We start from the raw sequence: 14,910 nt of genomic DNA, 5'->3' as shown, positions 1-14,910 counted from the left end.
AATGTACAACATAAAATTTGTCTATCTTTTCAGCGAGAACGTCTCGCCCGCGCTTTTTGCGAAAATTATCCGCCCGTCCGTTGCCGGGCAGTGGATTATGTCGGTGCCCGACAATTCGCTGCGCTCGCTGTTTACACGTTACGACTTGCTGCACTCCATCACTGGCGCGAATCCTTACCAGTCCGGGCGCGATACCCGTAAGCTGATTGTGCAGGATCTCGACATGGGCAGAGTGGTGGCGATCGACGAGAGCTATCGTAACTGGTCGTCAGTGACGGAGATATTTTATATCAATGCTGATGGCCGTCTGCAGGCTGCCTCGCTGGACGGTCTGGGCTGGTACCCGGTGAGTACAATTGTCGACCGCTACGAAACCATGGTGCGAACCTATGGCTCCCGCCCTGCGCCAACGGTGCTGCCGAAACAGGTAGTCAAATCCAAAGCGGCACAGATGCCGGATGAGCCGACGCCGGGCAAAGACGGTAAAACCTATGCGGCACAGCTGGAGAATATGACCAAAGCTGAACGCTGGCAGGCGCGTAAGGATCTGATTGCGAAGGGGAGTAATAGCCTCTATCCGGATGCGCAAATCGCGGCTAAGCGGCTGGCGGCGAATAATATCGCGTTTGAGAAAGCGAAGCTGGCAGAGAATGTGTATAAGACCGTGAACCCGCTTGAGGCCACGCCGGGAGTACCGGAGGGGTGGAAGGATATCAGTAATGATGCGGGTGCTTTGCAAAAGTTTGGCCTTAAAAGCAAAGATCTTTTCGATAGAGCTGACTCACCTGATTTTCTGTCACGCGTATATCAGCCTGATCCGGGTGTATTCGGTAAAGACATGAATTCGACGCTGGTTTTTAGAGGATCGAGGGAACCGGGGTTGCCATCGCTTTCAGAGCATCTGGACTCGCTGCGAAATAAAAATGGATTCGCCTCAATAAAAAATGGTGCCGACTGGGCGAATAACTTTAAGCAAGGAATAGGGTTTGAAGCACCTTATTACCGCAGTGCAGTGCAACTGGGTGAAAAAATAGCAATGTCTTCCCAGCCGATTGATATTGCTGGTCATTCTTTAGGGGGCGGCTTGGCCTCGGCAACGTCTATAGCAAGTGGAAAAGCGGCCTGGACATTTAATGCGTCAGGGTTAAATAGCGGGACAGTAGAAAAATATGGCGGACGTTTATTGGGAAGCGCTGAAAACATACAGGCCTACCGCGTCAAAGGAGAGTTGCTGACTAAAATTCAGGAAGTCGATCTTGTTGAGGACTTCAAAATGGTGAGAGGACATGTTCCGTCCTTAATCGCTAAAGAAGAGTTGTCAGCACTGGCACCTGATGCCGCAGGTATTCCTCATGATCTGCCTGGTGGGGTTGGTGGAGCACTCGACAGGCACGGGATTGGACAAGCCATTAATTGTATAGAACAGCAAAAAGACGAAGATATTTCGATAATCAGGAGTCGTTTGTGAATAAGCTTTTTGTATCCTTTTTCGTGATTCTATTTTCATTGCTGATTCAGGGGTGTAAACAAGATATGGATCTAAATCCACAAGATTATTTCAGCGGTCAGCAACTGGTTCTGGCTGAAGATATTCAGCATGGCGATATTGACGGTGTTGAAAAACTTGCGCCGCAAACTGATCTTAACAAACCAGGTAAGCAAGACATGACGCTTCTGTTTTGGGCGCTTGGTAACAGTATCAATGACAATAAAACTCCTTCTCGATTAAAAATCGTCACTTTATTGGTTAAGTCTGGTGCTGATCCCCTGCAACCGAGGCCGCAGGGTAAAAGCAGTCCCGCTGAGTTTGTATTGAATGCGGACAGTGCAGATTGGATCAATGCTTTACTCGACGGGGGATTATCGCCTGACGCTAAAGATAAAACGTTTCATGAGCCTATAATTTTTGAAACCATCAAAGCAAAAAATACGGACACGCTTGAGGCTCTGCTGGATCGAGGGGCAAACATTAATATCACTGATTCACTAAACAGTACATTATTGTTTGAAGCCTTAAACTATCATGCTTACGATCACGTAATGCTACTGCTGAAACGGGGTGCTGATACAGAAATTAGAGCCAAAAATGGCTGGACGATGGGTAACCAACTCCAACGCTATCTTGAAAGAGCTAAAGAAGGTAGTGATGAGTATAAAAAACTTAACGAAATAAAAGAACTCCTTATTCAACATGGCGGTAAATGGCCACCTGCGCCAGTAAAACAATGATAAGCAGTAGGATATACGTTCAATATATTATATGGAATTGACGTGAAAATACGGTTAATTGCTAGCCTCACAGTGGTTTTCATTTTTCTGATACAGGGATGTAGACAAAATTCGGATTTGAATCCCGAAGATTACTTTAGCGGCCAGCAGCTTATTCTGGCGCGGGCGATTGAAAGCGGCAATATGGATGAAGTCAAAAAATTTCTTCCGAAAACCGATCTCAATAAACCCGGTCAACATGATATGACGCTACTTTTTTGGGCGTTGACTAATACACTTTATGATAAGAAAACGCAACCGCGCTTACATATCATGACCGAACTAATAAAGGCCGGTGCCGACCCGCTTCAGCCAAGACCCAATGGAAAAAGTAGCCCGGCAGAGTTTGTACTTATGGCCGACAGTGGAGACTGGATAAAGGCGATGCTGGATGGGGGATTATCTCCGAATGCGAAAGATTACGTTTTTAATAAACCAATTATTTTTCAAACTCTGGAAGCGAAAAACACCGAGACACTAAAAGCAATGCTTGACCGGGGCAGCAATATCGACATAACGGATTCCCTGGGTGAGACTCTGCTGATAAATGCTTTCGATTTTCATTCCTACGATCATGTTTTCCTTTTACTTGAGCGTGGGGCTGATCCTGACATTCGTGCTGATAACGGGTGGGCCTTAGGAAATCAGTTGCAGCGTTTTCTTGAAAGAGCGAAAAAAGACAGTGACGAGTATAAAAACCTTATCGCTATTAAAGAATCACTTATCCGACATGGTGGTAAGTGGCCACCCGAGCCGGTCAAAAGAGGGATTGAGTGAACATAAACGCAAAAAATAAAATACTCTATTTCTGGGGCATTATGGATGTCATCGGCATTGTGTTTTATTTTGTCGGCCCATACCACTTGCTTCAGTCATGGTGGGATTCTACCGGTGGGAATTTTGGTGTTATCATCTTCATGCTGATAGCAGGAGGGGTAAACGGTTTATTGACGGGTCTTTTTTACCTCGTATACATTCTGTGGCCGGTTTCATTACTCTTTTCTGCCTGGTTTTTTTTCACAACTCACCGATATGCCGTCCGGTTTGCTCTGGCGCAGGAAGTGCTACGCCTGCTCACCATGAGTTGTTCGGTGACCTTGTTCCCGATGATTATTGTCGGTCTCGGAATGAGTGTTATATCTCTTAATATCACGCTGTTCATTTTGTCCGAAATAGTAAAAATTGGCTCGCTCATATTTGTCATGAAAAAATGGGATGCGGGTGATGGGGTAAACAAATTTTTACCGTTAACTGAACGGGACTATATCGAAAGGGCCCTCAGACTGGCGCAAAAAAGATATGCGGAAATTAATGGCAAGTACCCCAGGGAGCCAATTTTACATATGTATGATGAGATTGTGCAGCAGTTACGAATTCTGAAAAAGATTGTGATCAAAAACAAAGCTGACAAATCCGTATTAAAGAGAATGACTTTTGGCATTTATGCGGTCAGAGAGTTTGAAAACTCAGATGAGCTCTTTTTCGAGAGACTGACGGAAGCATGGTATATCGCAGATCAACGTCTCCGTGGCGTTAAAGTGAAATTACCGCATGAAGTGGATCCTGACTATGTTCAGAAACAATGCGTACTGGCGGAAAAATACCCTGACGAGTTTTGAGAGTTATGGATGTCATTTTGTCAATCTGGTACGGAAGTTAAAGGATATGCATGAATAAACAAAGTTATACAGCGATGGATTATATTGAAAATGCCCTCGGCGTTATTCAGGAGCGAAAGTCAATTCATCCTTCTTTTTCTTTGTATAACATGGCTGAAAAACAAGTGGCGTATGTCAGGGATATCCTGACAGGAAAGAATAAAGATAAAAGTAAACTCCATACGTTAAATCTTGGCGCTATGGCTGCAAAAGAGTTTGAAACTACCGATGAAGAGCTTGCCCGGCATCTGTCAAATGTAAACTACATCGCTTCGCAGATGGCGCAAGGGTTAAAAGTTATTCTTCCTCATGAGCAGGATAATGAATATCTAAAAAGGCAAAAGCGGTATCGAAATTAAGCAGACGGTGACTTGTGCATATCACCAAACGTCTTGTCAGAAATCACGTCTTTGTTAATACATTTATTTAGCATAAAACATTACGGAATACAGATTATGCTCAACCGAATTACCGTCCAGCTCCCCGTCGAGGGGCTGCTCTTCTGGAAACTCTCCGGCCGCGAGGCGATGTCCGAGTCGTTCGCCCTGACGCTGACCCTGCTCGGCACGGATGCGCGTATCGACCGCAGCAAACTGCTGGGCCAGCCGGTCACGGTGACCATCCCGACCCAGAACCTGCTTACCCCGCGCTACATCAACGGTAAAGTCACGCGTGTGGCGGTGAGCGCCGTTGAGCTGACGGGAACGCGCTATGCGGTGTATCAGCTGACGGTGGAGCCGGACCTGTGGCCGATGAAGCGCGACCGTAACCTGCGTATCTTCCAGGGGCAGACGGTGCCGCAGATTGTGAAAACCCTGCTGGGCGAGCATCAGGTCAACGTGGAAGATAAGCTCACCGGCAGCTACCGGGTGTGGGACTACTGCGTCCAGTATCAGGAGTCGAGTCTCGACTTTATCAGCCGCCTGATGGAGCTGGAGGGAATAGCGTATTACTTCAGCCACGAGGCCGACAAACACACCCTGGTGCTCACCGACGCCGCCACGCAGCATCAGCCGTTCAGCGGTTACGAGGTCATCCCCTATCACCAGACGCCGTCCGGCGGTAGCACGGACGAAGAGGGCATCAGCCAGTGGGCGCTGGAGGACAGCGTCACGCCGGGCATTTACAGCCTCGACGACTACGACTTCCGCAAGCCGAACGCGTGGCTGTTCCAGGCGCAGCAGAACCCGGCGTCGCCGAAGCCGGGCAGCATTGACGTGTACGACTGGCCTGGGCGCTTTGTGGAGACCGGGCATGCGGAGTTCTACGCCCGCATTCGCCAGGAGCGCTGGCAGGTGGAGCATCAGCAGATTCAGGCCACGGCCACGGCGGCGGGTATTGCGCCGGGCCACACCTTCACCCTGACCAACGCACCGTTCTTCAGCGATAACGGTGACTATCTGGTGACGGCGGCCGGGTATCATCTGGAAGAGAACCGCTATGCCAGCGGCGAAGGGGAGACCATTCACCGTATCGATTTCACGGTTATCCCGGCGTCGGTGTCGTTCCGTCCGGCGCAGTCCACGGCGTGGCCGCGCACCTACGGCCCGCAGACGGCGAAGGTTGTCGGGCCGCAGGGAGAAAGCATCTGGACGGACAAATACGGCCGCGTGAAGGTGAAATTCCACTGGGACCGTCTGGCAAAAGGGGACGACACCAGCTCCTGCTGGGTGCGTGTGTCGAGCGCCTGGGCGGGCCAGGGTTACGGCGGGGTGCAGATCCCGCGCGTGGGCGATGAGGTGGTGGTGGACTTTATCAACGGTGACCCGGACCGTCCGATTATCACCGGGCGCGTGTACAACGATGCCAGCATGCCACCGTGGGCGCTGCCGGCGGCGGCGACGCAGATGGGCTTTATGAGCCGCACGAAAGATGGCTCCGTGGATAATGCCAACGCTCTGCGGTTTGAGGACAAGGCGGGTGCGGAACAGGTGTGGCTCCAGGCCGAGCGCAATCTCGATATCAACGTCAAAAATGATGAATCGCATGCCACGGAAAAAAATCGAACCCAATATGTGGGAGAGGATGAAACCTTACGGGTGGCAAAAAATCAGAAGGCAGGGGTTAAAGGGGATGTGGTCTGCCTGACGGGCAACAGCCGCAGCGATAAAGTTGTTAATAACTTTATTATTTCAGCGGGCAATACGTTGAGGCTGGAGTGTGGTGAAAGCGCCATTGAATTATCAAAAGACGGGAGCGTGAATATCATTGGCAATAACTTTAACTTTACCGCAAAACAGAGTGCACAAATAAACACGCTTTCCGGGGAACTGCATCTTAACCCTGCTGATGGCAGCAATGCCATCGATGCGCCAGGGGCATCCCACCAGACGGCAATCCAGCAGGAAGTGGATGGTTTTTTTGTTATTAATGCCAACAAATAAGAGTAACTCAAATGGCTGAATATATTCTCCAGGAAGCTACCCTGGCGTTACCAGATGTATATAAAGACAGAACCATGAATTTATTTACCCTGAGCGAAAATGGTGCCAGTGAGTTTACCTTCGTTGTTTCTCGTGCCAGTGTAAAAAAAGATGAGAGTGTGCATGATGTGGCAACTCGTCTGGTGCGTGAGTTAGAAATTACCGTACCAGATTTTAACCTGACGTCCTCGCATATGACCACTGTTGATAATCACGCGGCTGCGGAGCTTTTTTATCATTTTAAAAATGATGGTACGACCGTTTTTCAGAAGCAGACCATTATTTTAATGGACGAGCATCCCGCTGGGCGAAAAATGGTGTGTTACATCGGCACCTGTCCTGGTGAGTTTAGCGATTATTATCACGATCAATATCAAGCAATTATCCGCAGTATCAAGTTCCATAAGCCAGCTCCGACCGAAACCAGAGATATGCTTGAGGCCAACACAGAGGGGCCATTTTTTGCACTCGATAGCGAGAGTAAGATACTCAGCGTGTTTAAAAACATTCAGGAGCTTTACGGGCATCTTTCGCTTCAGCGGGCGAAAGAGGGACACTATTTACTTTTTGATAAGCAGGGGGCACCTTTAAGTATTGCGCCTGTCCCGGGCAGTCAGCCTCTTCGTTACGCGCTGTGGACCCTTTCTGCAGAAAAATCCCACCACTTAGTTTCACAGCTTTCTGTTTGCCGCCAGGTCTCAGGTTCTGACGACCTTAACTCAACAGATCAGATCCGCAAGTATCTGATGGCGCAGAGAGCCAAATAGTCATGTCCGAATGTCTGGCCGCACGTGTAGATGACGAGATTGCTCATACAGCCTCAAAAGGATGGATGATCGCTGGGCTTGTAGGTGGGGCAATTCTGGGAGCAGCTGCCGTTGTTGTTACCGGTGGGACCGCTCTGGTAGCCGTTTCTGCTGTCGCCGCAGGGGCGTGTGCTGCCGGTGGTTTGGGTGAGGTCCTGGGAAGTATGTCATGGGCACCGCGTCACACTACGGGTACGTTGAAAGAAGGTTCGCCCAATGTTTTTATCAACAGCCGAAAGGCTATCCGCGCTCATCTATCGGCCGGAGAGTGTGACGAACACAGCGGCAGCCTGCAACGGGTTGCCGAAGGTTCGATAAAGGTTTACATCAACAACTTTCCTGCTTCTCGCACTGGCGATAAGCTGACATGCAGCGCTGAGATTAGCCAGGGTTCGCGTAATGTTATCATTGGTGGAGGCAAGGTCCAGACCGATGAAATAAGTCCTGAAATTCCTGAATGGGTAAACTGGACGATGCTCGTCGTTGGTGCCGGAGCGGTGGCGGTGCTGGCCAGTCCGGCAATTGCACTTCTGAGCACTCTCGGTGCAATGGGCGGTGGAACTATTGGTAGCTACGCGGGTGGGATGCTTTTTGGCGAAGGTAGCGACGGTCAGAAATGGGGGATGCTAATCGGCTCCGTTATCGGCGGCGGGGCTGGCATGAAGGGCGGGGCACGATTTGATGCGTGGCGTGCTGGGAAATCTATGCCGCGTGTTGTGGCTGAACCCGCAATCGCGCCGGCGATGCCCAAGATGAGTTTAGCTGAAGCTGTAGGGAAACAAAGGGCAGAAAATTGGATTAGCCGCGGCAGGGAGCTCGCGGATAATCGTGATCCTGCTTTGTCTGCATTACTGAGTGATGAACAAGTAGGTGCATTATATGGTTATACTACGGATCCGGGGTACCAGATGGTGAATCCTGCATTACGAGGTATGAAACCCATGACCAAAGAAATGGAAGCATTTACTCAACATATAAATGATGGTCTGGATCAGCTTCCGGTATACAACGGTGAGACTTTCCGAGGAATGAATAGCTTACCTTCAAATATTTTGGAAGGCTATACTCCAGGCAAAACGGTTATCGATCCCGCCTTTGTAAGTACTGATATTAACCAAGGATTCAGCGGACCGATTCAAATGCGTATTGAAGGGGTTTCGGGCAGGAAAATTGACTTTTTGTCAGAATTCAATGCTACTGAAACTGAAGTACTCTTTAAACCCAATACAACGTTTGAGGTTATCAGCAGGTCAGATGAGCTTGGAGTTACGAACATAGAATTAAAGGAAATACCATGATCGACCTACATGTCGAAGATTCAATAATTAATCATTATGCCGATCGCTATCGTTGCTATATGCCCGTAAATGTCCGTAAGGCTGTAAAACGTGACAGTGATGAATCTGTTTCTTCCATTCATGCATGGGATCAAACATTACCATTAATTTCGTCGGTAGAGATTTCCCGCAATAAAGCGCTTGGAGCATTTGTTGGTTTGGCTGTTGGAGATGCAGTCGGAACAACCCTTGAGTTTAAAAAAAGAGACAGTGAATATGTACATGATATGCTGGGCGGTGGACCTTTTCAGTTAAATCCTGGGGAGTGGACAGATGATACCTCAATGGCATTATGTGTGGCAGAAACATATCTTTCCGAAAAAAGAATGCATACTGATGTACTGAGACAGTATCTTTTGAACTGGTATTTAAAAGGAGAAAATAGCAGTAATGGACGCTGTTTCGACATTGGAAATACAACACGCTTTGCTCTAGAACAGTATATGCGCGTTGGACCATCTTGGTATGGTAATACAGAAAAACATACTGCGGGTAATGCGGCAGTGATTCGTCAGGCACCGGTGTCGATCTTTCGTCGAAAATCGTTGCGCGCCATTTATTTTGAATCTCAGGCTCAGAGTCGGGCTACCCATGGCGCGGTGGAGTCTATTAATGCATGCCAGTTTCTGGGGTTGATACTGCATTATTTGATAAATGGTTATTCAAAAGAACAAACTTTTTCACCTCATGTTTTCCCTCTCTGCGCGCGTGTAATGGTTATCAACGCAGGTGAATACAAAAATAAAAGCCGTGACCAAATCCGCTCAAGTGGTTACGTAATCGATACGCTTGAGGCCGCGATGTGGTCCGTATGGAATACTGATAATTTCCGGGATGCGATTCTGCTGGCTGCCAATCTTGCCGATGACGCTGACAGCGTTGCGGCGACGGCAGGACAAATAGCAGGCGCGTTGTATGGTTATTCCGGTATTCCGCTGGAGTGGAAAAACAAGCTGGTCCAGCACGATAGAATTTTCCAAATGGCAGGTGATTTGTTCGATAGGGCACCCGAGGATACTTTTTTATAAATACAACATAGTACGGTTATTCTCCCGTGCCGTGTATTTAGGCGCTAAAGCCATAACATAAAGTTAATTCCGCTGATTATTTCTAAGAATAAAAAAATCCACGCCAAAGCGTGGATTTTTTTCATTCATACCGACTCAGACGTTAAACAGGAAGTTCATCACATCGCCATCTTTAACGATGTAGTCTTTCCCTTCAGCACGCATCTTGCCAGCTTCTTTCGCGCCTTGCTCACCCTTGAAGGTGATGAAGTCTTCAAACGCGATAGTCTGCGCACGGATAAAGCCTTTCTCGAAATCGGTGTGGATCTTGCCCGCAGCCTGTGGAGCCGTTGCGCCAACAGGGATAGTCCACGCACGCACTTCTTTCACCCCAGCGGTGAAGTAGGTCTGCAGGTTGAGCAGGGCATAACCTGCACGGATAACGCGGTTCAGACCTGGCTCTTCCAGACCCAGCTCGGCCATGAACTCGTCTCGCTCTTCGTCATCCAGCTCGGCGATATCGGCTTCTACAGCGGCGCAAACCGGAACAACGACAGAACCTTCTTTCTCGGCGATAGCACGAACCTGATCGAGGTACGGGTTATTTTCAAAACCGTCTTCGTTCACGTTGGCAATGTACATGGTTGGCTTCAGCGTCAGGAAGCTCAGGTAGCGTATAAGCTCTTTCTCGTCTTTGCTCAGGTCCAGAGAGCGCAGCATACCTGCGTTTTCCAGTTGTGGCAGACATTTTTCCAGTACCGCTAATTCGGCTTTGGCGTCTTTATCGCCACCTTTGGCTTTCTTGGAGATACGGTGGATCGCACGTTCGCAGGTATCCAGATCCGACAGCGCCAGCTCGGTATTGATTACATCAATATCTTCCGCCGGGTTTACTTTACCTGCTACGTGGATAATGTTGTCGTTCTCGAAGCAACGCACCACGTGACCGATCGCTTCGGTTTCACGGATGTTGGTCAGGAACTGGTTACCCAGACCTTCACCTTTGGATGCACCTTTCACCAGGCCCGCGATGTCCACGAACTCCATGGTGGTTGGCAGAATGCGCTGCGGCTTCACGATTTCCGCGAGCTGGTCCAGACGCGGGTCGGGCATTGGCACAACGCCGGTGTTAGGTTCGATGGTACAGAACGGGAAGTTCGCCGCTTCGATACCCGCTTTGGTAAGCGCGTTAAACAGGGTGGATTTGCCCACGTTTGGCAGACCGACGATACCGCATTTGAATCCCATTTCTAAATCACCTTAATATCTTGATAATCAATCCGTTAACGATAACCGACTGATGAAAAGTAAATAACTACGCCTATTATACACGTAACCCGCCTACCGCGCGGTAAAAATGCCGTATCGGGCAGATTATTGCGCTTTGAAAGCATGTAAGCGGTTTGTCGCTTTGGTTAACCCATCTTTGAGCCAGATTTCAGTGCAGCGCGCCGCTTCGTCTACCGCCTCGTCAATCAGTTTCTGCTCAGAAACCGGGGGCTTACCCAGCACAAAACCAACAACTTTGTTTTTATCGCCCGGATGGCCGATTCCTACGCGCAAACGGTGAAAATTCGGGTTATTACCCAGCTTACTGATGATATCTTTCAGACCGTTGTGTCCGCCATGGCCGCCGCCCAGTTTAAACTTTGCCACGCCTGGCGGCAGGTCCAGCTCATCGTGAGCAACCAGAATCTCATCCGGATTGATGCGATAAAACGTTGCCATTGCCGCCACGGCCTTGCCGCTCAGGTTCATAAAGGTGGTAGGCACCAGCAGGCGCACATCCGCACCGGCGAGATTGATACGTGAGGTATACCCGTAGAATTTTGGTTCTTCACGCAGGGGAGCACGTAACCGTTCAGCCAGCAGATCAACGTACCAGGCCCCGGCATTGTGGCGGGTTGCAGCGTACTCTGCGCCTGGGTTGGCGAGGCCGACAATCAGTTTAATCGTCACGATTCAATTCCTAATGGGTTCCAGATCTGGCGCGTAGTTTACTGTCTGGCGCGCCGCTTGACAAAATTCTGCGACCTTAACAGCGAAATACGAATAATTACTTCTTTGAACAATTAGAATTTCAAGCTGTTCAATGCGTTATTTGTAAATTTTTGTTTGGGAGTAATCTGTAATTGTGATCATTGACGCAACTCATAAAAGGGGCGTTGTCTATACTTTACACACAAGGAATAGGGACTTATTCCCTACAACCCAAAGTTCCAGAGGTGACATATGAAACGCAAAAACGCTTCGTTACTCGGTAACGTGCTGATGGGGTTGGGGCTGTTCGTGATGGTAGCCGGTGTGGGTTATTCAATTTTAAACCAATTGCCGCAGCTTGATCTCCCACAATACTTCGCGCATGGTGCGGTATTGAGCATCTTCCTGGGGGCGGTACTGTGGCTCGCCGGGGCGCGTGTGAGCGGTCATGAGGAAGTGTGTGATAAATACTGGTGGGTGCGCCATTACGACAAACGCTGCCGCCGCGACCAGCATAAGCACAGCTAGTGCGCATAGAATAAAGAACACTGAAACGACTCCAGATGGAGTCGTTTTTTTTTTGCCTGAGGGGTTGACCCTCACGTAACGTAAGGCACCAGAGTGGCGTCACTGGCAAAATAAAAGGAGCAGTTATGTTGATTCAGGTGGGTGAACTGGCAAAACGCGCTGGGATCACCGTGCGCACATTGCATCACTATGAGCAAACAGGGTTATTGCTGCCTTCTGCCAGAAGCGCGGCAGGCTACCGGCTTTATAATCTGGCGGATGTACAGCGCTTGCATATGATTCAGGCACTGGCAAAAGCGGGGCTGGAGCTTGCTGAAATCAGGGATTTTCTGGAGCAGGCGTCGCTTTCGTTAACGGAACTCCTCGATGCGCAAATCAGTTTGCTGGATAAACAGCTGCGCAGCATTAACACGCTGCGTGACAGGCTGGTGGACTTGCGCACCGGGCTTACCGGCGATGAAACGCCCGATCTGGAATCCTGGCTACAGACTCTGGAGTTAATGAATATGTACGATCGCTGGTTTAGCAAAGAAGAGTTACAGCAACTGCCGTTTGCGGTGCAGAAAGATGCGTTGGCGGCTGTCTGGTCAGGGCTGGTTACCGAGGCCAACACGCTGCTGGAACAGCACATACCCGTTTCTGACCCGCGGGCGATGGATCTTGCGACGCGCTGGATGGAGCGCCTGGAGCAGGACACTGCCGGCAAGCCGGAGTTTCTCACCCGGCTGAACGAGATGCACAGCGTCGAACCTCAAATGCGTGAGCAAACGGGCATCACCGCAGAGATGACCGACTACATCACGCGGGCGTTTGCCGAATCGAAGCTGGTCATCTGGGAAAAGTATCTCTCTGCCGATGAGATGGCTTTTACCCGGAAACACTACTTTGACCGCATGATGGAGTGGCCGCCGCTGGTGGCGAAGCTGCACCAGGCGCAGCGGGAAAATCTCGACCCCGCCTCTGACGAGGCGCAAAAGCTGGCTGAAACCTGGCTGGCGTTGTTCCAGTCATACGCAGGAACAAACCCTGAGACGCAGCAAAAGTTTCGCGCTGCTATGCAGCAGGAGCCGCATCTGATGAAAGGGACGTGGATGACGCCTGCTGTGCTTGAATGGCTCCAGCAGGCGATAGGGATAATGATGCAGAGACGTTTCTCCGCATCAGATGAATCACAGATCCGCTAACGCGGCGTCGCGGTTGGGATAGAAGGCAAGGCGGCCAGGGATCGGCTGCACGCCAGCGCGCGCCATAGTGCGCAGCGGCTGAAATTCCAGATTACTCACCCGGAGCTCACAGCCTTCCGGCAGACGTTTTACAAAGCGCTGGAAGGCGTCCAGCCCACCGGCGTCCAGCACCGGTACGGCATCCCATTTCAGCACCACAATCCGTTTGCCCGCAATGCGGGATTCCAGATCGCTGAACAGGCCTTCCGCCGCAGCGAAGAACAGCGGACCGATTACCCGCAGCACCAGTACATCATCAGGCACCTCCACATTTACCGGGGAAAGGCGCGTCATCTGCGCGATCCGGCGCATAAACAGCAGGGAGGCCAGCACGATGCCGACGCTGATGGCGATCACCATATCGAACAGCACGGTCAGCGACATACAGATCAGCATGACGATGATGTCGTCTTTCGGTGCGCGACGCAGCAGGTTCACCACCTTATGCGCTTCGCTCATGTTCCAGGCCACCATCAGCAGCAGGGCGGCCATGGCGGAGAGCGGCAGCCAGGAGAGCAGCGGCGCGAGGATCAGCAACGCGAGGATCACCAGCAGGGAGTGGATAACCGCTGAAACCGGTGAGGTTGCACCCGCGCGCACGTTGGCCGCAGAACGGGCGATAGCCGCGGTGGCTGTAATACCGCCGAAGAACGGAGCGATGAGGTTACCTAAGCCCTGGCCGACCAGCTCGCTGTTGGCTTTGTGCTTGGTACCGGTCATGCCATCGAGCACTACGGCGCAGAGCAGAGATTCAATCGCCCCCAGCATCGCCATTGAAAAGGCGGCGGGCAGCAGTGCACGCAGCGAATCCCAGCTTAAGGTAAAGCTGGAGCCGGGCATGTCCCAGGGAAGAACCAGCTGCGGTAACAGTTGAGGAATACCGCTGCCCTGAGAACCGTCCGCCAGAACATAGTGGAACTGCGAGCCGATGGTGGCGACATGACTACCTAACATGTTGACGATGGCCATTACCGCACAGCCCAGCAGCAACGCGGGCAGGTGGCCAGGCAGACGAATGCCTAAGCGCGGCCAGACGATGAGCGTACCCAGCGTAACGATCCCGATGGCGGCATCGCCCATGTTGGCCGTGGGCAGTGCCATAAACAGCGCTCCCACTTTCTGCAGATAGTGCTCAGGAACGTGAGGCATCTGCAGCCCCAGGAAATCTTTAATTTGCATCGTTCCGATGGTGATGCCGATCCCGGAGGTGAATCCCAGCGTTACGGAAAGGGGAATATATTCAATCAGCCGGCCAAAGCGGGCCAGGCCAAAGAGAATCAAAAAGAGGCCAGACATGAGCGTGGCAACCAGCAGGCCTGCCAGACCAAACTGCTGTGATACCGGATAGAGGATCACCACAAAAGCAGCGGTAGGGCCGGACACGCTGAAACGCGAACCGCCCGTGAGGGCAATCACGATCCCGGCGACGGCCGAGGTATACAGGCCATACTGTGGAGCCACGCCGCTGCCAATTGCCAGCGCCATGGCCAGCGGAATGGCGATAATACCAACGGTGATCCCGGCAATCAGGTCACGGATAAAGCGTGACGAGGTGTATTTCTCTTTCCAGCATGCGTCGATGAGGGCGCGAAAGGGCAGAACATGTGAGGAAGTGATGTTTTTCACAATTATCTATCATCCGTATGCGCATCATCTGTCATATCAATGGCAGGTGAAGGA

14 protein-coding genes are annotated in these 14,910 nt (G+C 50.7%); 11 read left to right on the top strand and 3 right to left on the bottom strand.

Annotated features, from left to right (window positions below; translation table 11 throughout):
• Position 1 precedes the first annotated feature (1 nt).
• The 9 genes from AX755_RS16100 to tri1 all read left to right on the top strand — a co-directional run bounded on the left by AX755_RS16100 (position 2) and on the right by tri1 (position 9,520).
• Complete coding sequence (locus AX755_RS16100) at positions 2 to 1,468, top strand: hypothetical protein (RefSeq protein ID WP_062857076.1); 1,467 nt, start codon at positions 2 to 4, stop codon at positions 1,466 to 1,468.
• The gene (locus AX755_RS16095) at positions 1,465 to 2,229 is read left to right on the top strand and encodes an ankyrin repeat domain-containing protein (RefSeq protein ID WP_058684075.1); all 765 of its coding nucleotides are present in this window, start codon (positions 1,465 to 1,467) and stop codon (positions 2,227 to 2,229) included. Before AX755_RS16100 ends, AX755_RS16095 begins: the two co-directional genes overlap by 4 nt.
• 42 nt (positions 2,230 to 2,271) lie before the next feature.
• Positions 2,272 to 3,045 (top strand): ankyrin repeat domain-containing protein, encoded by a 774-nt coding sequence (locus AX755_RS16090; RefSeq protein WP_058684074.1) that lies wholly within the window; start codon positions 2,272 to 2,274, stop codon positions 3,043 to 3,045.
• On the top strand, positions 3,042 to 3,887 hold the full coding sequence (locus tag AX755_RS25850) for an immunity protein Tsi6 family protein (protein WP_231883365.1): 846 nt from the start codon (positions 3,042 to 3,044) through the stop codon (positions 3,885 to 3,887). Before AX755_RS16090 ends, AX755_RS25850 begins: the two co-directional genes overlap by 4 nt.
• Before the next feature lie 50 nt (positions 3,888 to 3,937).
• On the top strand, positions 3,938 to 4,285 hold the full coding sequence (locus tag AX755_RS16075; protein ID WP_058684073.1) for an immunity protein Tsi6 family protein: 348 nt from the start codon (positions 3,938 to 3,940) through the stop codon (positions 4,283 to 4,285).
• A gap of 96 nt (positions 4,286 to 4,381) precedes the next feature.
• Complete coding sequence (locus tag AX755_RS16070; RefSeq protein WP_038419859.1) at positions 4,382 to 6,310, top strand: type VI secretion system Vgr family protein; 1,929 nt, start codon at positions 4,382 to 4,384, stop codon at positions 6,308 to 6,310.
• An 11-nt stretch (positions 6,311 to 6,321) separates the two neighbouring features.
• A complete protein-coding gene (locus AX755_RS16065; protein ID WP_062857075.1) occupies positions 6,322 to 7,116 on the top strand; it encodes a DcrB-related protein in 795 nt (264 codons plus the stop codon).
• 2 nt (positions 7,117 to 7,118) lie between these two features.
• Positions 7,119 to 8,453, top strand: a complete 1,335-nt coding sequence (locus AX755_RS16060) for a PAAR domain-containing protein (RefSeq protein WP_062857074.1) — start codon at positions 7,119 to 7,121, stop codon at positions 8,451 to 8,453.
• On the top strand, positions 8,450 to 9,520 hold the full coding sequence (tri1, locus tag AX755_RS16055) for an ADP-ribosylarginine hydrolase Tri1 (RefSeq protein WP_062857073.1): 1,071 nt from the start codon (positions 8,450 to 8,452) through the stop codon (positions 9,518 to 9,520). The genes AX755_RS16060 and tri1 overlap by 4 nt, the downstream gene beginning before the upstream one ends.
• A 135-nt stretch (positions 9,521 to 9,655) precedes the next feature.
• On the opposite strand, the gene ychF is transcribed toward tri1, so the two are convergent.
• Together ychF and pth are read right to left on the bottom strand one after the other, a co-directional pair.
• A complete protein-coding gene (gene ychF, locus AX755_RS16050; RefSeq protein ID WP_062857072.1) occupies positions 9,656 to 10,747 on the bottom strand; it encodes a redox-regulated ATPase YchF in 1,092 nt (363 codons plus the stop codon).
• Positions 10,748 to 10,873: 126 nt separating this feature from the next.
• Entirely contained in the window at positions 10,874 to 11,458 is a 585-nt protein-coding gene (gene pth / locus AX755_RS16045; protein ID WP_013096226.1) for an aminoacyl-tRNA hydrolase, read from the bottom strand.
• Between the two features lie 273 nt (positions 11,459 to 11,731).
• On the opposite strand from pth, the gene ychH reads away from it, so the two are divergent.
• Both ychH and AX755_RS16035 read left to right on the top strand, forming a co-directional pair.
• Positions 11,732 to 12,007, top strand: coding sequence for a stress-induced protein YchH (gene ychH, locus AX755_RS16040; RefSeq protein ID WP_013096227.1), 276 nt, complete (start codon positions 11,732 to 11,734; stop codon positions 12,005 to 12,007).
• Between the two features lie 125 nt (positions 12,008 to 12,132).
• A complete protein-coding gene (locus tag AX755_RS16035) occupies positions 12,133 to 13,191 on the top strand; it encodes a MerR family transcriptional regulator (RefSeq protein ID WP_062857071.1) in 1,059 nt (352 codons plus the stop codon).
• Here the strand turns inward: AX755_RS16035 and dauA are convergent.
• Entirely contained in the window at positions 13,177 to 14,856 is a 1,680-nt protein-coding gene (gene dauA / locus AX755_RS16030) for a C4-dicarboxylic acid transporter DauA (RefSeq protein WP_062857070.1), read from the bottom strand. The genes AX755_RS16035 and dauA overlap by 15 nt on opposite strands.
• Positions 14,857 to 14,910 lie beyond the last annotated feature (54 nt).

The organism is Enterobacter sp. SENG-6, assembly GCF_001605945.1.
Lineage (GTDB): Bacteria > Pseudomonadota > Gammaproteobacteria > Enterobacterales > Enterobacteriaceae > Enterobacter > Enterobacter cloacae.
This window is presented reverse-complemented; position numbering and strand designations above follow the sequence as displayed.